Genomic DNA, 22,280 nt, shown 5'->3' with positions numbered 1-22,280 from the left:
GGTTAAATAAAATTTAATTTTCTTGTTTAGTGCTTATATGCTAAAATAATAGATTAAGAGATAAAAAACGATAAAAACGGTAACCCAAATCATTGAGTTCCCTAAATGAACATCAGTTTTAACAGACCTAATGTCATTCAATTTAGATAAATTTTCTTCTAGTTTTATTGGGTTATCTTCAAAAACTTTGTAGTAAATAATATTGTATACAGTCTTAATGTAACCAGCAGGATTAGTGAAAAAGTATGATGCTTTTGACGGTATTTTGTCAAACAAATAGCTTTTTATATTACTTCCAATATAAATTACCACTTTGTCAACAAAAATTATAAACAGTTTTGCCCCTTTTCTATAAAACCAATCAGTATCAAGAGTAATAGTTTCAGTTCTTTTTAACATAGGTAACATAAAAAAGAATGCAGCAGCTGAAAACATGAGTATCTGTAGCTGCAATAATACATGAGAAGGAGTGTACGGCTCAAAGTTAACTTCATATGGTAGTATACTGTATAATAATTCTGGTTTTACTCCGAGAAGAATACAAAGAAAACTAACAAATCCCATGGCTATTAGCATATTAAAAGGTGCTTCCTTAGGTCTTAGTCCAGAATCTTTTTGAAAGAAAACAAAGTAAGGAAATTTAATACCGGCGTGTAAAAATACACCAGCAGAAGCTAAAAGTAGTATATGATATACTATAGTTTTATGTTCTTCTAAAGAAGCGGCGATTATAAGTGATTTTGATGTAAAGCCACTTGTTAGAGGGAAAGCAGAAATTGCAGCTGCTCCAATACAGCTGAAGATAAGGGTATATGGCATGGTTTTATAAAGTCCGCCAAGTCTTGAAGTTTTACTGATACCTGTCCTATATAATACTGCTCCTGCTCCCATCATTAAAAGAGCCTTATAAAGAATATGGGCAAATGCATGAGCTGCAGCACCGTTTATTGCCATTTGAGTCCCAATTCCCACTCCTGCAATCATAAATCCTACCTGGTTAATAATGCTGTAAGATAATACTCTTCTCATATCATTTTCTAATATAGCGTAAATTATTCCATATACTGTCATTATTGCACCAGCATAAAGAAGAATCTCTTCACCCGGAAAACTTCTAGCTAAAACATAAACAGCAGTTTTACTTGTGTATGCACTTAAAAAAACAGTACCAGTTACGGTAGATTCAGGGTAGGAGTCTGAAAGCCAAGCAGAGAAAGGAGGGATTGCAGCATTAACTGCAAAGCCAAGCATTATTAAGACGGATGCTATATTTTGAAGCCCTATATATCCAAAATCAAGACTGCCTGTCTTAAAGTAATATAGTATCATTCCTGCAAATAATAGCTGTCCACCAAAAGCGTGAACTAAAAGATATCTAAAACCTGCTTTTGTAGAAGTATCAGTTTTTCTGGCAAATATAATCATTGTAGAAAAAATAGCCATTAGTTCCCAGAAAATAAATAATGTCAGTAAGTTGCCTGCGAAGACAACACCATAGGAACTTCCAATATATAATGTAGCATATATGTTTTCTTTATAATCGTCATTGTGATATGCAAATATTGCGGACGAGAACGCCATAATGGCAAAAATATAACCCCACACTTTACTTAATTTATCAATAAATATAAATTTCAAGTTAAGTCCTAGAAAACTTCCGCCAAATTCAACATTTACAGGTGTGTATATTAGAGCTACAAAAGCAATAGCAGGAATAGCAATAAAAAGAGCCTTGTGCATTTTACCTTTGGTAAAGGCAAGTAAAATCGCACCTAAAAAGAAAAGTGTAAAAATCGGTAAACTACCTATCATAGTAATCCTCGGGTCTTTGTAAAAATAATTTTCCTAACAATTTTGATACAACAACAATCACTACACAGGCCATAAAGCCATAAATTGCATATGAACCAAAGAAATTTTCCCATGCATAATGGGGATGTTTGTGTACTACTAAATCCAACAACACTAAAACGACTAACACGATATAAAAAATAATTTTAAGTTTTTCTATATTTTCTTTTTTGTCAAAGAAATCAAATTCTTTTTTCAACTTATCCTCCAATTCCAAGTGCCATTTTAGCCAAGTTTAAAAACATATCAGGATAAAGAAAAATAGCAATTGTAAGTATCGAGGTAACCATTATTGGAATAAGCATCATTAATGGTGCTTCATGTAAGTGATGGTTATCAGTATGTTGTGCTGGCTTTAGGTAAGCGTTTATAAATATTGGCACAAAATATCCAGCATTTAAAAGGGCACTAATAACAAGTATCCCTATTACCCAAGCTTTTCCACCTTCAACTGCACCATTTGCAATAAACCATTTGCTGATAAGTCCAGCCATTGGAGGAAAACCTATCATAGAAAGCGCACCAACAGTAAAAGCAGCCATACTGTAAGGCATATACTTGGCTATACCATTAAGTTCACTTACTTTAGTCTTATGGTTGGCTACATAAACAGCACCTGCCCAGAAGAAAAGAGTTATCTTGGCAAAACCATGAGCAACAATATGCATTATAGCTCCTATTGCTCCAGTAATACTTAGAAGCGAAACAGATAGTACAATGTAGGATAATTGACTAATCGTTGAGTAAGCCAATCTTGCTTTAATATTGTCCTGTCTGAGGGCAACCATAGATGCAACTATAATCGTAAATGCAGCAAAAATGGTAACTAAATTTGACGTAGATATACCTTTTAAAAAGTCAATTCCATAAATATATACAAATACTCTTACAATAACAAATACTCCAGTTTTGACAACAGCTACTGCATGTAACAATGCACTGACAGGGGTAGGAGCAACCATAGCAGATGGTAGCCATAGATGAAAAGGCATCACAGCAGCTTTGGCCGAACCGAATACAAAAAATAATAACATAATACCTAACACTGACTTGTCTATATCATTCGCAGAGTTTAATACTCCTCCTAATGTGAAATCTAAATTTCCTGTCGTTGTATAGATATAAATTAACGCAGGTAGAAAAAACATAACAGATGTGAGTAACAAATAAGAAAGATACCTTCTTGCACCCTGTATCGCTTCTTTTGTCTGCTTGTGAGCAACAAGTGGATACGTTGCAAATGTAATTATTTCATAAAATAGATAAAGAGTAATTAAGTTGCCGGAAAAGGCAGCGCTGATAGCTGCAAACATTGAAATAGCAAAGAAAACAAAAAATCTGGTCTGATTTTTTTCGTTATTGCCACGCATATACCCAATTGAGTAAAATGTTGTTACAAACCATAAAAAAGATGCCATTAACGCAAAGAAGACACCGAATGCATCCACTTTAAATTTTAAGACAAGGCCAGGTAAAAACTCTATAAGCTGAAATTCAAGAATTTCTCCATTTTTTACTTTTAAGTAGATATTGAAAACAACTAAAAAGGTTGTAAATGCACCAGCTATACTAAAAAAATCACGAGTATTTGGGTTCTTTTTTGCTAACAGGATTGGTAATGTTATCAAAAGAGGAATAATAACTGCAATTAACGGAAGAGGAGAGTTCAGTGCTTCAGTCATTTAATTGTCTCCATAAGCAAATTTGCTGCTATTTCAGTATATTTAACAAGCTTGGCAGGAAATATTCCAAAATATATAGTTATAGCTACAAGCGTATATGTTGGTATTAACATGCTCAAAGGCTCTTTAATTCTGTTTACCTTATTATCGGAGTTGGTAAAAAAGATTCTGTCAACAATTCTCCAAAAATAGACAGCAGTTAATAGGGAGCTTATCAAAATAACTATAACACCCAACCATTTGCCAGAATTTATTGCTCCTAAAACAAGATACCATTTGCTTATAAACCCAGATGTAACAGGTATGCCTATCATAGATAATGCAAAAATAAGAAAAGCAAATGAAGTGAATGGCATTCTCTTATAAAGTCCATCTAGGTTTTCAATCTTAGTGCAAGTAGTAAAATAAAATATAATGCCTGCAACAAGGAAAAGCCCACCTTTAACTACAGCATGAGAAAGAAAATGGTACATAGAGCCAATAAGTCCATATGTACTTACTAATGTTGCTCCGAAAACAATATACCCGATTTGACCAACAGATGAGTATGCAAACATCATTTTTAAATCTTTTTGTCCTAGAGCTAAAAAAGAGCCTGCTAAAATAGCAATAAGAGAAATATAAAATAAAACTTCAGTTAATGGTATTGTTTTGGCAACAAAGTTAGGTGTAAGAATTGTGTAAAAAAACCTGATAAGTAAATATGCCATCACTTTGGTGCTGGTAGCAGACATAAAAGCGCTAATAGTTGACGGGGAGTGTGTATAAGCACCTGGTAACCAGGTATGAAGTGGAAAAAGTGCCATCTTCATACTTAAACCTACTACTATAAAGGCTGAGCCAACTATCACAACTTTAGAGCTATACATTGGCATAAGTCTTTGTTGCATATCCAAAAGGTTTAGTGTTCCTGTTGCCATGTAAAGATAACCTATCCCAAGTACAATAAAAGTAGCTCCAATTGTACCAAGTATCAAATAGTTAAAGCTTGCCCTGTAAGACTTTTTTGTCCCACCGATTGCAATAAGAGCATATGCGGTAATAGATGAAATTTCAGTAAAGACATAAATATTAAATAAGTCACCTGTAATGGTTATCCCTAAAAGCCCTGATGCAAAAAGCATTGTAACTGAGTAAAAGATATATTGTTTTGATTCCGGGATTTCTTTTTTAACACTTTTTGGAAAGTAGATGCTCATTATAAACAAGAGTACCGTTATTATGGTAATAAAAAAGATATTCGTATAGTCTACATAATACTCTATCCCAACAGGAGGCGCCCAATTGCCAAAAAAATATCGAATAGGGCCACTTTCATAAACCTTCAAAAATAACAAAATTGAAAGATATGCAGTTATAAGTGCGGTTACCTGAAACATTATTTGGACTATTTCTTTATAAAATACCCCGATAGCAACCATAAGCATCGCACTAAAAAATGGGAATACAACAACAAGTGCAGGTAAATTCATTTCTAAATTCATTTATTGTTCACCATATCTTTTTCATCTTCATCTATCTTGATTATTTCATCTTCTTCAATAGTTCCATAAGTTTCTTTAATCTTTAAAACTACAGATAATGCTACCGCTGTAATTGCTACCCCAACCACTATTGCAGTAAGCATTAAAACATGAGGCAAAGGGTTATCATATCTGACAACATCATTTGCGTATATAGGAGCTGAGCCATCAGTTACTTTTGAAATACTAATGTAAAAAAGAATGACAGATGTAGAAAGAATATTAAGACCGATTACCTTTTTTAAAAGATTGCCATTTACGATAACACTGTAAAGACCTATCAATATTAGTATGACTGTTGCCAGATAGTTGTATTTGTATATTAAAAAATCAATTATCATATTTTTTAGCTACCTCTATAAATAATAATATCATTACACTGAATACGGTAATGAAAACCCCTGTTTCGATAAAAAGCAGACCCATGGAGTTACCTGATTTCATATCAAGCCCTGGCAACTTTGCGTACTCCAAAAATTTACCACCATTTAACATGGTAATAAAACCTACACCGGTATAAACTGAAACACCAAGTGCCGTTAAGAAGATAACCATTCTTTTACTGATAATTTTATAAAACTTTTCAATTCCAAATACCATTGCATATAAGATAAGTCCGGCTGCAAATATTACTCCACCTTGGAATCCTCCACCGGGACTTATTTCTCCATGTGCTAATACATATAAAGAGAACATAAGAATAAAAGGAACAATTATCCTAGTAGTAGTTTTTAATATTGTATCATTATTCAACTCTCACCCCTGTTCAATATCAAATATGTACAAAGACCCGCTATAAATATAACAGCTGTTTCACCATTTGTATCAAACCCCCTGTAGCTTCCCAGTACGGCAGTAACAATATTATCAGCTCCTGTTTCTGTTTTAGCTCGTGCAATAAAATCAGGAATAAGGTAAGTATTGGTAACCCAGTTTGGATCACCAAAGTTTGGCATATCTGTAACACCAAGTATGAGAAGGTATCCTAGAAAAAATAGTATTCCAAGAGCGAGTATTTTTCTATCTTTTCTAACTAGAGATTTATCCTCGTATTCTACCTTTGTAAAAACCGCAAGAAATAACACTGTACTTATTCCAGCTCCTACAGCAGCTTCGGTAAAAGCTACATCAATTGCATTAAGGGTAGTCCACAGTACAGCCACATATAACGAATAAGCTCCTAATACAATAACAGAGTTAAGCAAATTTTTAAAATGTATAGATAAAAACGCAGCTAAAATTAAAAATGTTAAAAACATTATGTCAATTAGAATTGTCACTTTGTCTACTCCACCATTTTACACCCTTAATGTAAGCAGCTCTTGCTAATGCATGAGTTGCTGTAGGGTTTGCAATAAATATGAATGTCGTGAGAATAATTAACTTTAAAGATATAAGAGAAAAACCTTCATAAAGAATTAATCCAAAAATAATTAGCATTTGACCTAAAGTATCTGTCTTGCCGGCAGCGTGTATTCTTGTGTAAAACCCTGGCATCCTTATAAGACCTATTGTTGATACCAGAATAAGCAACGAACCTAAAATTATAAAAAAACCAGTAATGAAGTTCAATCCAGCTTCCCCTTTTCCTTAAGTTTTAAAATGGCAATAGTGCCAATAAAGTTTATTAGAGCATAAGAAATTGAAATGTCAACAAATTCTGGTCTATTGTATAAGAAATCTATCAGTACTAAAAGAACAACGACTTTAGTACCTATTAAATTTACTGTTAATACTCTGTCAAAAAAAGTAGGGCCTTTTACTAATCTGTAAATTGCTGTAAATGATGCTAGAAGTATTATTATAATACTTAATTTAAAAATCATATGGCTTTCTCTACCTCTTCAACCTTTTCTTGCAATGAGTATATCCCTGACTCAAAGCCTTTATCGATTGCATGCACTAAAAACTGCTTATCGGATGCAAATATTGTAACAGTCCCAGGGGTAAGTGTTATTGAATTGCCAAGCAAAGTAACCCCAATGTCAGACTTAACTTTAGGTTCAAATTCAACCATTATAGGGTTAATTGTATTTCTAATATCTTTTCTTAAGAGTATTTTTAAGATTTGAATATTAGATAATATGATTTCTTTTAGCAATAAAGGTACATATAAAAATATTTTCACTATTAATTTTAGATTAACTTTTTTGTTAGGAAAAAACATATCGTTAGTTAAATAGACTACAATTAGAGAGGACAAAAGAGCAAGAACTATTAAAAGTGTATGAAAGTGTCCAGATAAAACCAGCCAAAAACTAAGAAGCACTAAAAAACTAAATATATAACTCAACACCCCAGCCACCTCCATTTCTGTGCATATGAAACAATGTTCTAGACAAATACCTCAAATTAAATCTTTTTGTCAAGAAGTTATTATCCTTCAGTCTCTTTTTTTATGTTATAGATAATAAAAAATTATATATGATAAAAAAATATCACTTTTTTTGAGATTTCTTTTGATTTTCTTAAGTAAAAGACTTGGTTAGTCCTTATGTATTAATGGGATATCCTGATAAAATGAGGGGGATAACAGTTATAAGTAAAGTAGTTTAGTTAAGAAAGCATGAAGACTTTATTAGAGCAAATTATATTGATTTATTAAAATTGTTCTAATATAATTTTATTGATAAATATAATTTAACGAGATTTTTGTTATGGAAAATTCTGACATAATCAGCCTGCTAAGTGAATTAGATGTTATTATTTACAAGGGCAATCCTGACTGGTCAGTGGATGTAATAAGTGGTAGTGAAAAGATATCAGGATATGCGTTAGAAGAGTTTAAAAGTGGTAAGATAAATTGGATAGATATAATTCATAAAGATGACGTAGAAAGAGTCTTGAAAGAATCTGAAATACTTTCTGAAAAACCGATACAGATAACTCAGTATTACAGAATTATTACTAAAAGTGGTGAAGTAAGATATGTCGTTGACCAGAAAAAATCTGTTTTTGATAATGGTAAATTCTTATATGTTGCAGGTAGTGTTAGAGATATTACCGAAAAAAGGGTAGCAAACTCTCATAAATCTTCTGATATATTTTCTATTTTGACAGATTTTATAGATGCCGCAGTTTTTATATTTTCCGGTGAAAATTTTGCCTATGTAAATAAAAAGATGGTTGATACCTTTGGATATTTTGAGGATGAGTTTTATAATAAATTAAAATTTTGGGATATCATTCATCCTGATTATCGTGAAATAGTTAAAGTTAGAGGCTTTGCAAGACAGAAAGGGGAAGATGTTCCTGCAAAGTATGAGGTAAAGCTTTTAACAAGAGATGGACGTGTGTTGTGGTCAGAATATATGGGTAAGCCCGTAATTTATAACGGTAAGCCTTCAGTGATAGGGACAGCTTTTGATATTACAGAAAGAAAAGAGTTAGAGTTTAAGTTAAAAGAAACAGTAGATATGTTAAACAGAGCTGAAGTGGTTGCTAAATTTGGCTGTTGGGAATTAAACCTTTCTACCGGAAAGATTTATGGCTCAGTGGGGGCAAGGCGTATTTACGGTATTGAGGGGGAAGAGTTTGAGTATGAGTATGTAAAATATATTCCTTTATTGGAATATAGACCTACTTTGGATAGGGCTTTGAAAAACCTTATTGAAAACGGTGAGAAGTATGAGGTTAATTTTAAGATAAAAGATGCTTCAAACGGTGAGATTAAAGATGTATTTTCTATTGCAACTTATGATGCAGAAAGAAATACGGTTTTTGGGATATTGGTTGATGTTACCGAGCATATGACTGATAAAAGGACGTTAGAAGAGAGTGAAGCAAAATTTAGGGCTCTTACTAACACTACATCTGCTGCTATCTTTGTATATTCGGGTGATAAATTTATCTTTGCAAACAATGAGTTTGAAGAGGTCACAGGCTATAGCCCTGAGGAAATTGTTGGTGCTCAATTTTGGAGTATTGTGCATCCGGAATATATGGAAATGATTAGAGATAGAGGGCTTAGAAGACAGCGTGGAGAAAATATCCCTAATCGTTATGAATTTAAGATTATTACAAAAAATGGCGAAGAAAGGTGGGTAGATTTTACCGCTGATAGAATTATGTGGGATGGTAAACCCGCAGCTTTGGGGACTGCCATTGACATTACAGAGAAAAAACTGATTGAAGAAAAGCTAAGACATAGTCAAAAACTTGAGGCTCTGGGAAGGCTTGCTGGCGGTGTTGCTCATGAATACAACAATATGATGACAATTATTTTAAACTATATAGAATTATCCATTTTAAAAACAGCTCCTGAAAGTGAGCTAAAAGAGTATTTAATGCGAATTAGAAGGGCAGCGGAGCATGCAGCTGATATTACCAGGCAACTTTTGAGCTTTGCAAGAAAACAGCCAATAAGGCCTGTTGTAATAGATTTAAAAGATTTTTTTGATAATCATATAAAGATGTTTAAGGTTTTGGTTGGTGAAAATATTGATGTGATATTTAAAAGTGAAGAAAATATAAATAATATTAAAGCTGATGCTACACAGTTGAATCAAGTAATGACAAATTTGCTTATAAATGCAAAAGATGCAATTAAAGGTATAGGAAAGATTGAAATTAAACTTAAAAATATCGAAATAAACGATTATTACCTTCCAAGTTATCCTGGCCTTCAAGAAGGTCAGTATGTGCTTATATCAGTTTCAGATACCGGAGAAGGGATAAAAAAAGAATTGTTAGATAAAATATTTGAGCCTTTTTTTACTACAAAGGATGTGGGAAAGGGGACAGGGCTTGGACTTGCGACAGTATTTGGTATTGTAAAGCAAAACAAGGGGAATATTTATGTGGAAAGTGAAGAGGGTGTAGGGACGACTTTTAAAATATTTTTGCCGGCGCATTTTGAAGGTAACGAGTTTAAATCTCAAGTAAAAAATACTGAATTTGTCCAGGGGCAAGGGGAAGGTTTACTGTTGGTAGAGGATGAAGAGAGTGTTTTAGATAGCGTGAAATCGATACTTGAAATGTTAAACTATAAAGTGTTTCACTCTGCCAGTCCGTTAAGTGCCTTAGAGCTTTTACAAACTCATAAGGATGAAATAAAGTTAATTATAACTGATATGGTAATGCCTGAAATGGACGGTTTAGAGTTTGCAAAAAGGGCAAGAGAAATTAACCCTGATATAAAAATTATATTTTCTTCAGGTCACAGTGAGAAAATGTTGGAAGATATGAAGATAGGAATTGTTAACGGAAGTTTTATACAAAAACCTTATGACATAAGAGATTTAACTTTAAAGATTTATAATGAATTGTATGGCAAGTAATCTATCTTGCTTATCTTTTTGTTAAACAGTTTTAAAATTGCCAAAATTTTTCTTTTTAAAATTTAAAAATTATATTAACCTATTTTAGCATTAGTAAATTTATGAGGTTAGCTTATTACTGATTTAAATATTTCCCCCTTTAAACTAACAAATATCAAGATGTTTATTATATTACGGGTGCTTTATAATGCCCGTTTTTATTATCCGGTATTTACTGTTTTATTTTTAGATTACGGTTTAACGATTGAACAATTTGCGATGCTTAATGTGGTGTGGGCAATTACCATAGTATTAGTGGAAGTGCCGTCAGGTGCCTTAGCTGATATTTTAGGTCGAAAAAAACTCTTGGTAAGTACTTGTGTAATAATGATTATTGAGCTTATGCTTATAAGTTTTGTCCCTCTTGGAAATGGAAACCTTATATTTGCAGTATTTTTGATTAACAGAATTTTAAGCGGTATTGCCGAGGCGATGGCAAGTGGAGCGGATGAAGCTATTGCCTATGATACACTTGTGCTTACAGGGCAGACTGATGAATGGGGGCGAGTGTTGGAAATCCAGATGAAATTGCAGTCTGTGGGATTTATTGTAGCTATGACTTTAGGTTCTTTTATTTATGATCCAAATATGGTGAATAAAGTGTTGGACTTTTTAGGTTTTAATATTGTCTTAACTCAACAGCAAACGATGAGATTTCCACTTTATCTGACATTGATGTCTTCATTGATAGCTTTTACGGCTGTTTTAAGAATGAAAGAACCTGAACTTGATAATAAAGAAAAATTACAGGTGAGTGGATTTTTTAAAACATCTATTGCTACATTAAAACACACAATGTCTACAGGTAAATGGGTTATAAAAAGTCCGTTTGTTTTTTCTGTTATACTTTTTGGAATGTTATTTGATCATAGTATAAGGATGGTTGTTACTCTTACAAGCCAGTATTATCGTCTTATTATGATTCCTGAAGCGCTGTTTGGAGTGATAGGCTCTGCTATTTCTGTAATTGGCCTGTTTATTCCAAAAATATCCAGAGTGATGACTGAAAAATTTACCCCTTTAAAAAATATGATTATACTTACCGTTATGACTATTGTTGGATTTTACGGAATCTCACTTTTTGTCCCATTTTATGGTATTGCTCCTATGGTGGTTTTATTTGCAGCCTTTATGATGAACGGTTTTTTCTTGAGCCACTATTTGAATAATGAAACTTCTTCGGACAAAAGGGCTACAGTGCTTAGTTTTAAAGGTTTAAGTTTTAACTTATCTTACGGTCTTATTGGCTTTTTTTACTCAATCTTTTTTGGAATATATCGTGATATATTGAAACTTGTAAACCCTGAAATATCTCATAAAATTGCAGAAAATAAAGCATTTATGGCTTCAATTGGCTGGTTTAATTGGTATTTTATAATTTTATTTACAATTATTTTAATCGCTACATTTAAAATTTTAAAAGGTACAAGTGATATTAAAAAGGTTGGGAAGCTAAGTTAAAAACCGTATTTATAATTTAATATTTTTGAATAGTCATCATTGGTAGTTAATATAATGCTGAAAGGGGCTTCCCTTTTGATATTTAAGCTCTTCAAGGTAAACATAAATCTTAAATCTGAAATTTTATAAGTGTTTTTACCTATTTTTTGAATGATAGGATACTTAGTAAACCAGTAGTAAGTTTTTAAAAAACCATCTACAGTAAATAGAGTAGATAAATTGTTGGTTTTTAATGAAGTGTATTTTTGAAAATCATTTAAGTTTGTATCAGCGAATAATGTCTTTGTGGCAACATAATATGAAGAATTATCTTCCATTATCACTTTCCAAAAAATCGGTGTAAAAGGTGAGGGGCTTAAATAAACCTTTTTATCAGGGTATCTTGATTCTAACATATTTGTATAAATAGCTTTAAGTGCTAAATTTGACAGAGGATAAACAAAGATAAAGCTAAACAATATTAATCTAATTTTTTTAGAAGTAAGTTTTTTTGAAATGAAAAAGAATATCAATATAGTGACTGTAAAAATAGGATCTATTATAAATGTGCACTCAAGAGTATATCTTTCATTTGTAAATGGGAGAGCTATCTGTGTGCCGTAACTTGTAATTAAATCCAAAAATATGTGAACAAAGCTGAAAAATGTAAATATTAAAAATATCTTTTTAAAATCTGTTTTGCGAAAAAAAATATATTTTAATAAGAGTGCTGAAATGAATGAAAGTAGAATAGCACCTAAAAAAGAGTGAGTTATCCCGCGATGATGAATAAGATAAAGCTGAGGATTATTAGCAAGTCCAATGATATTATCAATATCCGGCAAAAGTGCGCCTATCACTGAAATTATGTATATACTTTTGTCACTTTTTTTATCTTTTAAATATGAGCCGCCTAAAAGTCCGCTTCCAATATGAGTAACAGGATCCATTTTCACCTCTTTTAAGTAAAATATATATAAAAAAATTAAAGTCTATAAAAATCTAATTTAAAATCATTACAAGTTTATTTTTTAATATAATTATGGTAAGTTATAAATATGAAAATACTATTAACCGGTGTGACAGGATTTGTAGGCAGAAGACTTGCTGAAGAGCTATTTAACGAAAACATTGAAATTAATCTTTTAGTAAGAAACTCCAATAAATTAGAAGAAAAGTTTAAAAGCAGATGTAATGTATTTGAAGGGGATACCTTTAATACTGAGATTCTTGAAAAAGCTTTGGAAGGTGTTGATACGGCGGTTTATCTTATTCATATGATGGGTAGTGATAAGGATTATTTGGAGGCTGAAAAAAAGAGTGCTGAAAATTTTATCAAGATTTGTGAAAAGCTATCTGTTAAAAGAATTATTTATATGGGTGGTCTTGGCAATAAAGAAAATTTAAGCGTTCATCTAAAAAGCAGATATATTACAGGTGAGATTTTAAGCAGCTCACCTAAAGTTTCATGTATATGGTTTAGGGCTGGGGTAATAATTGGCTCAGGAAGTGCAAGTTTTGAAATAATTCGAAGTCTTGTAGAAAAATTGCCTGTAATGGTTGCACCAAAATGGGTAAATACACTTACATCACCAGTATATATTGGTGATGTAATTAAATATTTAAAATCTGCAATTTTGTCTGATTATTATAAAACAGCCCAGATTGATATAGGTATGCCGCCTATGACTTTCAAAGATATGGTGTTAAAGACTGCAAAAGTATTGGGGCTTAAAAGGTATATTGTCTCTGTCCCATTATTAACTCCGAGATTATCATCATACTGGTTAATACTTTTTTCTCCTGTAAATTTTGATATAGCAAAAGAGCTTGTAATGGGGCTCAAACATGAAAGTATTATTGAAAATAGTAATGCAAAAGAGATTTTCCCTGATGTAAAGGTTACAGAATTTGAAGAAGCTGTAAGGCTATCCATAGAAGAGATTAAAAAAAATCAGGTGATTAGCAGATGGTGTGACAGTAGCAAATCACAAGTTTGCGATGTCCCTTTTGTGCCGGAAGTGTCAATGGCAATTTATGCGGACAGATATTTCACAAAAATAGATGAAGAAAAGGCTTATAACCTTTTTCAGGTGTGCAAATCAGCAGGTGGCGAAAATGGATGGTTTGCATTGAATTTTCTTTGGGGGATTAGAGGTTTGATTGATAAACTTGTTGGCGGGTATGGGCTTAATAGAGGAAGAAGAAAAGGGGACTTGCGAATAGGGGATAGTATAGATTTTTGGAAGGTAATAGATATTGTTGAAAATAAAAGGCTTTTACTTGAAGCACAGATGAAGTTACCCGGCAAGGCGTGGTTAGAATTTTCAATTTTAGATGATGATTTTACAATTACAGCATATTTTTATCCAAAGGGGCTTGCGGGAAGAATCTACTGGTATTTAATGCTCCCATTTCATAAAATTATATTCAAACTTATGCAAAAAGATATAATCAGGCAGGCGAATGAATTATCTTGAAAGGGTTACTTGTGTAAAAAAATCATCCAAAAAAGGGTATTATATACTTTATTGGATGCAGGGTGCTTTCAGAGTAGAATATAACCACAGCCTTGAGTTTGCAAAATATTTGGCAATAAATAAAAATTTGCCGTTGAAAGTTTTGGTAGTGGTCGATTTTAACTATAAAGATGCCAATTACAGGCATTTTAAATTTTTTATCGACGGTATTTTGGAGCTTGTAGAAAAATTTAATGATTTAAAGATATCTTTCCATGTTAAAGTAGGCCCTTTTACAGAAATTCTGCCTCAATATCTAAACGATGCCAACACGCTTATAACAGATAAGGCATACATAAAATGGCTTAAAGATGTGAGAAATAAAATTTATAAAAATAATGATGTTAATATTTATGAGGTTGATACAAATCTTGTGGTGCCTGTACAGGTTGCAAGCTCAAAGTGTGAATACGGAGCATATACGATAAGACCTAAAATTAATAAATTAAAAGAAAAAATTTTAAACGATTTTGTGTTTTTTGATTATAGGGATAATAATTTTGTGTTGGAAAATGATTTAGATAGCTTGATTATTGATGAAAAATTAAAATCAGTTCATTACATCAAAACAGTTGATTTCAAAGGTGGAGAAAGTGAGGCAGATAAGCTGCTGAGAGATTTTTTAAATGAAAAGTATGATAACTTTGCAGAAAAAAGAGGAGATCCAGCCTTTGATTTTGAGTCAAATTTGAGTTTTTATCTACATTTTGGATTTATCAGTCCTATTAAAATCTTAAAAGAAGCTTTAAAAATAGAAACTAATCCTGAAAATTATGAAACCCTATTTGAGCAGCTTGTTGTAAGAAGGGAATTAGCCCACAACTTTACTTACTATACTGATGATATTCATAATCTTTACACATTTTTACCTGAGTGGTCTAAAAATACATTAAAAACCCATGAAAAAGATAAAAGAGAATATATTTATACTTTAAATGAGTTAGAAGGTTGTAAAACTCATGATAAGTTTTGGAATGCAGCCCAATATGAGCTTATAAATAAAGGTAAAATTCATAATTATATGCGTATGTATTGGGGCAAAAAAGTTATAGAGTGGTCTGAGTCGTTGAAGTCTGCTTACGAAAATCTAATCTTTTTAAATGACAAATATGCTCTTGATGGAAGAGATTCAAACGGTTATGCAGGTATTGCATGGTGTTTTGGAATGCATGACAGAGCATTTAAAGAGAGAGAAATTTTTGGTAAAATAAGATATATGTCAGAAAATGGCCTTAAAAGGAAATTTGATATGAATAGATATCTTATGAGGGTTGGTGCTTGAGAATAGTTATTTTGATATTACTTTTGTTTACAAATTTTGCTTTTGCGTCAGACTTTGTAAAATTAAAGGCAACTGACCGTGTAAATCTGCCTAATGACCTTTATTATAAAGATAATTTTGTAAGTCAGTGGTGGTATTTTACAGGGCATTTGAATTCAAACGATGGAAAAAAATTTGGCTATGAGCTTACAATATTTGTAGTAAATGTGAATAAGAAAAATTATAAAAGCAAATTTGGGCTAAACAGGATTTATATTTCTCATTTTGCAATAACAGATATAAACAATCAAAAGTATTACTTTGAAGATGATACATCAAGAGGAGCTTATAATGAAGCTGCAGCAAGTGATAATAAATTGTATGTAAAGGTTTTTGATGATTTGGTTACCGGTAGTATTGAACAATTTGACATAAAAGCAAAAGCTGAAAATTTTAGTATTGATATTAACTTGATACCTACCAAAAATCCTATTTTAAACGGGGAAAACGGTTATTCAAATAAGATTTACGGATGTGAAGAATGTGCTTCATTATATTTTTCAATTACAAGGATGAAAACGACCGGATATTTACAGATTGATGAGAAAAAATATTCAGTTTCGGGGGAAAGCTGGTTTGACAGAGAAATTAATTCAGATTACAGCACCGATAAATTAAAAGGTTGGGACTGGTTTTCAATTATGCTTGATGATGGCAGAGAGATTATCATTTATCAAATTAAAGATAAAGATGGTAAAATTGACAAAAGCTCATACGCGGCAATTATTGATAAAAATGGTAATAAAATTAATCTTGATTTTGATAAAGTAAAACTAAAACCTTTAGAATTTTACAAATCTAAAATAACTTCTGCAAAATATCCTATAAAATGGGAAATTAAGATAAACAATAAAAAGATTTTTGTGGAATCCCTTGTTAAGAATCAAGAGTTTGTAGCTTCAAAATCAACTTTTAATTATTATTATGAAGGTGCTTGTAAGGTTTATGGGGATTTGAATGGAAAAGCCTATATGGAGCTTACGGGATATTGAAATATAGTAAAAATGCTGGAGAAATAGATGATAGCTCTTAAAAATGTATATAAAAGTTATGGTGAAACAAAAGTTTTAAAAGATATCAATTTACATATCAAAGAAGGAGAATTTTTGTCAATAATGGGTCCATCTGGCTCAGGCAAATCCACACTTTTAAATATAATAGGTGCAATGGATAAACCTGATACTGGAGAAGTTATAATTAATGGTATAAATATTACAAATTTTAATGAAGAAGAATTAACTGAATTTAGAAAAAAGTATATAGGTTTTATTTTTCAGTTTTTTAATTTATTCAACAATCTTACAGTTTATGAAAATGTCTTAATCCCACTTTTGATAAATGGTATTAATAAAGAAGATGAGATAGAAAAAATATTAGATATTCTTGATATTAAACATAAAATAAACAATTTTGCACATCAACTATCAGGTGGTGAGCAGCAAAGAGTTGCAATAGCACGCACAATAATAAAAAGGCCTAAAATTATTTTGGCTGATGAGCCAACAGGAAGCCTTGATACACTCACTGGTGAAAAAATCTTAAACATTTTAAAGAGTTTAAATGAAAAATATAATACTACAATTGTTATGGTTACTCACAACGAAGAGATTGCAAAATTTACCGATAGAGTAATCTGTATTAAAGATGGCCATATTAGAGATGAGATAAGTGATTAACAGTTTAAGACTTATATTTATTTTTGCCTTGAGAAATCTAAAAGAGGAAAAGCTCTTTAGCCTTATATCCATTTTTGGTGTAGCTCTTGGAGTGGGTTTGTTTTTATCTATTTTGAATTCCACCCAAAGTGCAATAAAAAGTATGTCAAGTGATATTGAAAAATTAAATCCAATAGCAAATTATGAGATAAATGACAAATTTGGCAAACCTTTTGACGAAAGTATAATTAAAATTTTAAATGGTAAACAGATAAGAAATTACCCACTCATTAAAATAAATGCTCAATCAGAAAGAGAAAGATTAGTTATCCCTATATTTGCAATAGATTCACTTAAAGTAATAAAAAACAGTAATATTAACATAACAGAATCAAATTTAGATTTGCAGAGTTTTTTTCAAAAACAAAATGCAGTATTTATAACTGATGATATTGCTAAAAGACTAAAAGTAAAAATAGGTGATGGACTTTACTTAACTGCTGGCGGTATAAAAAAATTTTATGTTGCAGGGATTTTAAATTCCGACCAAGTCCCGTCAGGCCTTTATCAGGATATTGGAAATTTTCAAGAAAAGTTTAATTTTTTGGGCAAAGTGTCAAGGATAGATGTAAACTTAACAGATAAACAAGTTGATGAAATTAAACCATTGTTGCCGGAAAATCTGCTTTTGCAAAAGAAATCTGTCCTTATAAAAAATCAGGGGGAAATCTTAAAATCGTTCAAGATGAACCTTTATTTTATAAGCTCTATAGCTTTTTTAGTAGGATTCTTTATGCTATTTAATACTATTTTTATTACCGTTGTCAAAAAAAGGGAGCAAATTGGCACTTTGAGGGCGTTAGGGAGTTCAAAATCTCAGATTTTATTTCTATTTATCTTTCAATCATTTCTTCTTGGCGCTTTAGGTTCAATTTTGGGGCTATTATTGGGACAGATTTTGAGTATTTATTCCTCTGCAGTAGTCGAAGATACAATAAGCACTATTTTTAAACCTGTGTATATAAAAAGTATTTTTGTTTTTAATTCATATTCTTTTTACGCAGTTTTTTTAGGTATTTGTATATCTTTGCTATCTTCTATTTTTCCTGCAATTGAAGCAAGTAAGGTAAATCCTGTGGAAACTGTAAGGCGGGGGACTTTTGAGCTCAAATTTAAAAAATATTATTTGATTTGGTTTTTTGTTGGGCTTTTCTTTATTGGATTAGGAATACTGTTTAGCTTTTTTGATTATTACTACAATGTTTCTGAGTATCCTTATCTATCCTATGTAGGAGTTTTTTTTATACTTATTGGTTTTTGTGCTGCTGCCTTTTTGTATCTTGAGAGGCTTATCCTTATTGTGGAAAAAATAATGAAAAAAATTTTTAAGACGGCTGGCTTCATATCTTTTGCAGATATTTTCAGCAGTTCATACAGGTTTGCCATCGCTTTAATAAGCGTAGCCATTTCAACGGCGCTTGTTATCAGCATGGTTACTTTAATAGATTCCTTTAAAATTTCACTCACAAAATGGATAGATAACAACCTTAGAGCAGATATTTTTATCAAGTCCGCAAGTTGTTCGTCCAATTTTTGTTTTGAGCCCCTTGATGAAAATATTTTATATGAAATCAAAACTGTTGATGGGGTTGAAGCTGTTAGCACTTTTCGTGCTATGCCGGGGACTTTTAAAGGGAAAGAGATTCTTTTAGGTTTTGGAGAGGAAAAGGTTGTTAAAAAGTATCATAACGGTATCGATAATTTTGAAGTAACAAAAAGTATCGCTGTTTCAGAGTATTTTAAAATTAGATACGGTTTAAAAGTAGGGGATTTTATAGAAATTGATACGCCAAAGGGGAAGGGAAAATTTAAAATCAGAGAAATTTTTACAAGTTATTCTACTGTAAATGGATTTATAATCTTTGATAACTCTTTTCAAAAAAGGTATTGGGACGAATTAAAATTTACTCAGGTCAGTATTTATCTCAAAAAAGGGGTTGATTCAGATAGTGTTATCAGCAAATTAGAAAGCTTAATTAATCAAGATGGAAGTTTAGATATTTTCAATAACGATGTTATCAGGAAAAAGGTTATCAAAATCTTTGATAAGAGCTTTGCTATTACATATGCTATTCAGGGGATAGCTCTTATTGTATCACTGCTTGGTGTGGGGAATATGCTCTATGCAGTAGCCCTTGAGAGAAGAAAAGAGATTAGCATTTTAAAATATTTAGGTGCAAATAACAGACTTTTATCTAAAATCTACACACTGTCTGCAGCTGTAATCGGTTTTTTTGGTGTTTTTTACGGAGTCTTACTTGGAAGTGTTTTAAGTGTAATAATCATCAAAGTGGTAAATACAAAATCTTTTGGCTGGTCAATTGAGTATCATGTCAGTTTTTTAAAAACATCACTTTTACTCTTAGTCCTTGTGCTGTTTGTAATTTTTGCGGGGCTATTGCCTATCAAAACTATTAAACAACTCGACCCTAAAAAATTTGCAAGTTTTGAATAAGTTTTTTTGCAGCCGGCTATATTATGTGCTATAATTTTAAATGGAAAGACTATTTAAGCTTTTCGAATTAGCAGAATTGCTTTCTGATGCTGTGTTTATCCATGATTTTGAAAAGTTTATCTATGTCAATGAAGTTGCCTGCAAATATTTAGGTTATAGTAAAGATGAAATTATTGGCCATAAAGTATCAAAAATCGTTCATAGTAATAAACCTGGATTTATTGAAGACATAATTAGAAAAATCAAAGAAGAAGGGCAACTGAAATTTTTGTCAAAACATTTATCAAAATTCGGTGAAATTATTGATGTTGAAGTAAGTGTTAAGGTTATAGAATTAGATAAAAAAGAGTATGCTATTAGTCTTGTAAGGAATATATCTAATAAAATAATGCGGGAGCAAACAAATCTTCTAAGGTTAAATTTATATCTTTATGCAAAAGAGCATACAATAAATGAGATTCTAACTTTTGCCCTTGATGCAATTGAAAAGATTTTAAACAGTAAAATATCTTTTTTGCATTTTGTTGAATCAGACCAGAAAACCTTGTCGTTTCAGGCGTGGTCAACTGCAACTAAAGAGAAATTTTGTAATGCTCTACCTGAAAATTATCATTATGATGTAGATAAGGCAGGGATTTGGGCAGATTGTGTTCGTTATAAAAAATCTTTCATTCATAATGATTATCAAAATATAGAAAATAAAAAAGGGCTCCCATATGGGCATGCTGAGGTAGTCAGAGAGCTTGTAAGCCCTGTTATAAGAGGGGATAATGTTGTTGCGATAATTGGTGTAGGTAATAAACCTTTTGACTATACTGATTCTGATGTAAGGACTTTGGAATATCTTGCAGACATTGTTTGGGAGGTAATCGAAAAGAAGAGATTAGAAGAAAGGTTACAGATTTTTAATGAAGTTATTGAGCAAAATGTCGCAGGCGTATTAATTACTAATGTAGATGGTGAAATGGAATATGTAAATCCTGTTTACTGTAAAATGACGGGGTATGAAAGGGAAGAGTTAATAGGTAATAACCCAAGAATTTTAAAGTCAGGTAAGGAAGACCAAAAATTTTATGAAGATATGTGGAATACTTTGCTTTCTGGCAAAAGTTTTACTTCTGAGATAGTAAATAAGAAAAAAATGGCGAGTTATATTTTGAGAATGCAATAATTACCCCTATTGTTGATAAACATGGTAAGGTGTTTAAAATAGTTGCAGTAAAAGAAGATATTACCGAAAAGAAACAACTGCAAGAGCAGCTAAATCAGACTCAAAAGCTTGACTCTATAGGGCAGTTGGCAGGCGGTGTTGCTCACGATTTTAATAATATTTTATCAGCAATAATGGGTTATGTGGAGCTTGCAAAATTGCAGATTGATAATAAAAATGCTTTACCTGCATATCTTGATAATATTATGGCTGCCACAGAAAGAGCAGCTAATCTTACCGAAAAGTTGCTGATTTTTGCACGTAAAAAGCCAACAGTTGTTGAAAATATTAATATTGCAGATGTGATTAATTCTTTTGAAAATATGCTTAAAAGGCTTATAGGTGAAGAGATAGAGCTTATTATTAATAAAGGTGAAAATATTTCTTTTGTTAAAGGGAATAAGGGGCAGATAGAGCAAATTTTGCTTAATTTATGTATTAATGCAAAAGATGCCATAAATGGAATAGGGAAAATTATTATCAATGTAGAAAATGTATTTATAGATGAACAATATTGTAAAACACACTCAGGTTTTACTCCTGGAAATTTTGTATGTTTGTCAGTTACTGACAATGGCTGTGGGATGGATAAGGCATTAATAAAAAACATATTTGAACCATTTTTTACTACCAAGGAGGTTGGGAAAGGGACAGGGCTTGGGCTGTCAACTGTTTATGGTATTGTTAAACAGCATAACGGCTTTATTAATGTTTATAGTGAGTTAGGAGTGGGTACGACATTTAGAATTTATTTTCCGGCTATTGAGAAAGAGGGGGAAGAAAATAAACAAAAACACACAGAGAAATTTGTTTTTGGTATGAAAGCTGAAAAAGCTGCAAATATACTCCTTGTGGAAGACGATGAGATTTTAAATGAAGCATTTAAGGATACTCTGAATAAAATAGGTTATAATGTTTTTCCAGCAACATCCCCTGAAGATGCTCTTGATATTGTAAGGGAGAATGGTAAAAATATTGACTTGATAATTACTGATGTGATAATGCCTGGTATGAGTGGGAGAGCACTTGTAGATACTATCAGGGATTATTTGCCTGATATAAAAGTCATTTTTATGTCGGGCTATAATGAAGAACTTGTTAGCGAAAGAGGGATTTTTGTTGAAGAAGTAAAATTTTTGCAAAAGCCTTTTACTTTAAATCAATTAGTTTCGATTATTTTTGAAACTTTATCAGATAGTTATCGAGAAACGAATTTTTTCATTTTTCAAACAAAAAAAATAAAAAA

At 31.6% G+C, this 22,280-nt stretch carries 20 protein-coding genes; 9 read left to right on the top strand and 11 right to left on the bottom strand.

The window, feature by feature from the left end; translation table 11 throughout:
- Positions 1 to 33 precede the first annotated feature (33 nt).
- Genes LF845_RS02275 through LF845_RS02230 form a run of 10 tightly spaced genes read right to left on the bottom strand, consistent with a single transcriptional unit; the run spans position 34 to position 7,352 of the window.
- Entirely contained in the window at positions 34 to 1,812 is a 1,779-nt protein-coding gene (locus LF845_RS02275) for a Na(+)/H(+) antiporter subunit D (RefSeq protein WP_242819376.1), read from the bottom strand.
- Entirely contained in the window at positions 1,802 to 2,050 is a 249-nt protein-coding gene (locus tag LF845_RS02270) for a hypothetical protein (protein ID WP_242819375.1), read from the bottom strand. Before LF845_RS02270 ends, LF845_RS02275 begins: the two co-directional genes overlap by 11 nt.
- A gap of 1 nt (position 2,051) precedes the next feature.
- A complete protein-coding gene (locus LF845_RS02265) occupies positions 2,052 to 3,533 on the bottom strand; it encodes a monovalent cation/H+ antiporter subunit D family protein (protein WP_242819374.1) in 1,482 nt (493 codons plus the stop codon).
- Entirely contained in the window at positions 3,530 to 5,017 is a 1,488-nt protein-coding gene (locus LF845_RS02260; RefSeq protein WP_242819373.1) for a monovalent cation/H+ antiporter subunit D family protein, read from the bottom strand. Before LF845_RS02260 ends, LF845_RS02265 begins: the two co-directional genes overlap by 4 nt.
- On the bottom strand, positions 5,014 to 5,397 hold the full coding sequence (locus LF845_RS02255; protein ID WP_242819372.1) for a cation:proton antiporter subunit C: 384 nt from the start codon (positions 5,395 to 5,397) through the stop codon (positions 5,014 to 5,016). The genes LF845_RS02260 and LF845_RS02255 overlap by 4 nt, the downstream gene beginning before the upstream one ends.
- Positions 5,387 to 5,809, bottom strand: a complete 423-nt coding sequence (locus LF845_RS02250) for a Na(+)/H(+) antiporter subunit B (RefSeq protein ID WP_242819371.1) — start codon at positions 5,807 to 5,809, stop codon at positions 5,387 to 5,389. Before LF845_RS02250 ends, LF845_RS02255 begins: the two co-directional genes overlap by 11 nt.
- On the bottom strand, positions 5,806 to 6,336 hold the full coding sequence (locus LF845_RS02245) for a DUF4040 domain-containing protein (RefSeq protein ID WP_242819370.1): 531 nt from the start codon (positions 6,334 to 6,336) through the stop codon (positions 5,806 to 5,808). The genes LF845_RS02250 and LF845_RS02245 overlap by 4 nt, the downstream gene beginning before the upstream one ends.
- Entirely contained in the window at positions 6,320 to 6,628 is a 309-nt protein-coding gene (gene mnhG / locus LF845_RS02240) for a monovalent cation/H(+) antiporter subunit G (RefSeq protein ID WP_278252134.1), read from the bottom strand. The genes LF845_RS02245 and mnhG overlap by 17 nt, the downstream gene beginning before the upstream one ends.
- Positions 6,625 to 6,882, bottom strand: coding sequence for an MrpF/PhaF family protein (locus LF845_RS02235; protein WP_242819368.1), 258 nt, complete (start codon positions 6,880 to 6,882; stop codon positions 6,625 to 6,627). Before LF845_RS02235 ends, mnhG begins: the two co-directional genes overlap by 4 nt.
- Entirely contained in the window at positions 6,879 to 7,352 is a 474-nt protein-coding gene (locus LF845_RS02230; RefSeq protein WP_242819367.1) for a Na+/H+ antiporter subunit E, read from the bottom strand. Before LF845_RS02230 ends, LF845_RS02235 begins: the two co-directional genes overlap by 4 nt.
- A 361-nt stretch (positions 7,353 to 7,713) precedes the next feature.
- Here LF845_RS02230 and LF845_RS02225 point away from each other — a divergent pair, with 361 nt between their 5' ends.
- Together LF845_RS02225 and LF845_RS02220 are read left to right on the top strand one after the other, a co-directional pair.
- Positions 7,714 to 10,335, top strand: a complete 2,622-nt coding sequence (locus LF845_RS02225; protein ID WP_242819366.1) for a hybrid sensor histidine kinase/response regulator — start codon at positions 7,714 to 7,716, stop codon at positions 10,333 to 10,335.
- Positions 10,336 to 10,494: 159 nt separating this feature from the next.
- Positions 10,495 to 11,835 carry an MFS transporter gene (locus tag LF845_RS02220; protein WP_242819365.1) on the top strand — a complete coding sequence of 447 codons (1,341 nt, stop codon included), beginning with the start codon at positions 10,495 to 10,497 and terminating at the stop codon, positions 11,833 to 11,835.
- Here LF845_RS02220 and LF845_RS02215 read toward each other — a convergent pair.
- Positions 11,832 to 12,764 carry a metal-dependent hydrolase gene (locus LF845_RS02215; protein ID WP_242819364.1) on the bottom strand — a complete coding sequence of 311 codons (933 nt, stop codon included), beginning with the start codon at positions 12,762 to 12,764 and terminating at the stop codon, positions 11,832 to 11,834. The genes LF845_RS02220 and LF845_RS02215 overlap by 4 nt on opposite strands.
- Before the next feature lie 108 nt (positions 12,765 to 12,872).
- Here LF845_RS02215 and LF845_RS02210 point away from each other — a divergent pair, with 108 nt between their 5' ends.
- The 7 genes from LF845_RS02210 to LF845_RS02180 form a co-directional block, all read left to right on the top strand.
- Positions 12,873 to 14,294: an SDR family oxidoreductase gene (locus tag LF845_RS02210; RefSeq protein WP_242819363.1), complete on the top strand. Its 1,422-nt coding sequence runs from the start codon at positions 12,873 to 12,875 to the stop codon at positions 14,292 to 14,294.
- Positions 14,281 to 15,615, top strand: coding sequence for a deoxyribodipyrimidine photo-lyase (locus LF845_RS02205; protein WP_242819362.1), 1,335 nt, complete (start codon positions 14,281 to 14,283; stop codon positions 15,613 to 15,615). Before LF845_RS02210 ends, LF845_RS02205 begins: the two co-directional genes overlap by 14 nt.
- The gene (locus LF845_RS02200; RefSeq protein WP_242819361.1) at positions 15,612 to 16,646 is read left to right on the top strand and encodes a lipocalin-like domain-containing protein; all 1,035 of its coding nucleotides are present in this window, start codon (positions 15,612 to 15,614) and stop codon (positions 16,644 to 16,646) included. The genes LF845_RS02205 and LF845_RS02200 overlap by 4 nt, the downstream gene beginning before the upstream one ends.
- A gap of 27 nt (positions 16,647 to 16,673) precedes the next feature.
- Complete coding sequence (locus LF845_RS02195; protein WP_242819360.1) at positions 16,674 to 17,330, top strand: ABC transporter ATP-binding protein; 657 nt, start codon at positions 16,674 to 16,676, stop codon at positions 17,328 to 17,330.
- Entirely contained in the window at positions 17,323 to 19,824 is a 2,502-nt protein-coding gene (locus tag LF845_RS02190; protein ID WP_242819359.1) for an ABC transporter permease, read from the top strand. Before LF845_RS02195 ends, LF845_RS02190 begins: the two co-directional genes overlap by 8 nt.
- A gap of 40 nt (positions 19,825 to 19,864) precedes the next feature.
- Positions 19,865 to 20,995: a PAS domain S-box protein gene (locus LF845_RS02185; RefSeq protein WP_242819358.1), complete on the top strand. Its 1,131-nt coding sequence runs from the start codon at positions 19,865 to 19,867 to the stop codon at positions 20,993 to 20,995.
- 29 nt (positions 20,996 to 21,024) lie between these two features.
- A partial coding sequence (locus LF845_RS02180) for an ATP-binding protein (RefSeq protein WP_242819357.1) occupies positions 21,025 to 22,280 on the top strand: 1,256 nt, incomplete at its 3' end.

The sequence above is a fragment of the Deferrivibrio essentukiensis genome, from assembly GCF_020480685.1.
GTDB classification, from domain to species: domain Bacteria; phylum Chrysiogenota; class Deferribacteres; order Deferribacterales; family Deferrivibrionaceae; genus Deferrivibrio; species Deferrivibrio essentukiensis.
The sequence above is the reverse complement of the archived record's forward strand: the minus strand, read 5'-3'. Positions and strand labels throughout refer to the sequence as shown.

Bases quoted from the DNA above. Each gene is read 5' to 3' on its own strand.
- LF845_RS02275 (WP_242819376.1), bottom strand. From the start codon at position 1,812: ATGATAGGTAGTTTACCGATTTTTACACTTTTCTTTTTAGGTGCGATT.
- LF845_RS02265 (WP_242819374.1), bottom strand. From the start codon at position 3,533: ATGACTGAAGCACTGAACTCTCCTCTTCCGTTAATTGCAGTTATTATT.
- LF845_RS02260 (WP_242819373.1), bottom strand. From the start codon at position 5,017: ATGAATTTAGAAATGAATTTACCTGCACTTGTTGTTGTATTCCCATTT.
- LF845_RS02255 (WP_242819372.1), bottom strand. From the start codon at position 5,397: ATGATAATTGATTTTTTAATATACAAATACAACTATCTGGCAACAGTC.
- LF845_RS02235 (WP_242819368.1), bottom strand. From the start codon at position 6,882: ATGATTTTTAAATTAAGTATTATAATAATACTTCTAGCATCATTTACA.
- LF845_RS02225 (WP_242819366.1), top strand. From the start codon at position 7,714: ATGGAAAATTCTGACATAATCAGCCTGCTAAGTGAATTAGATGTTATT.
- LF845_RS02220 (WP_242819365.1), top strand. From the start codon at position 10,495: ATGTTTATTATATTACGGGTGCTTTATAATGCCCGTTTTTATTATCCG.
- LF845_RS02215 (WP_242819364.1), bottom strand. From the start codon at position 12,764: ATGGATCCTGTTACTCATATTGGAAGCGGACTTTTAGGCGGCTCATAT.
- LF845_RS02210 (WP_242819363.1), top strand. From the start codon at position 12,873: ATGAAAATACTATTAACCGGTGTGACAGGATTTGTAGGCAGAAGACTT.
- LF845_RS02205 (WP_242819362.1), top strand. From the start codon at position 14,281: ATGAATTATCTTGAAAGGGTTACTTGTGTAAAAAAATCATCCAAAAAA.
- LF845_RS02195 (WP_242819360.1), top strand. From the start codon at position 16,674: ATGATAGCTCTTAAAAATGTATATAAAAGTTATGGTGAAACAAAAGTT.
- LF845_RS02185 (WP_242819358.1), top strand. From the start codon at position 19,865: ATGGAAAGACTATTTAAGCTTTTCGAATTAGCAGAATTGCTTTCTGAT.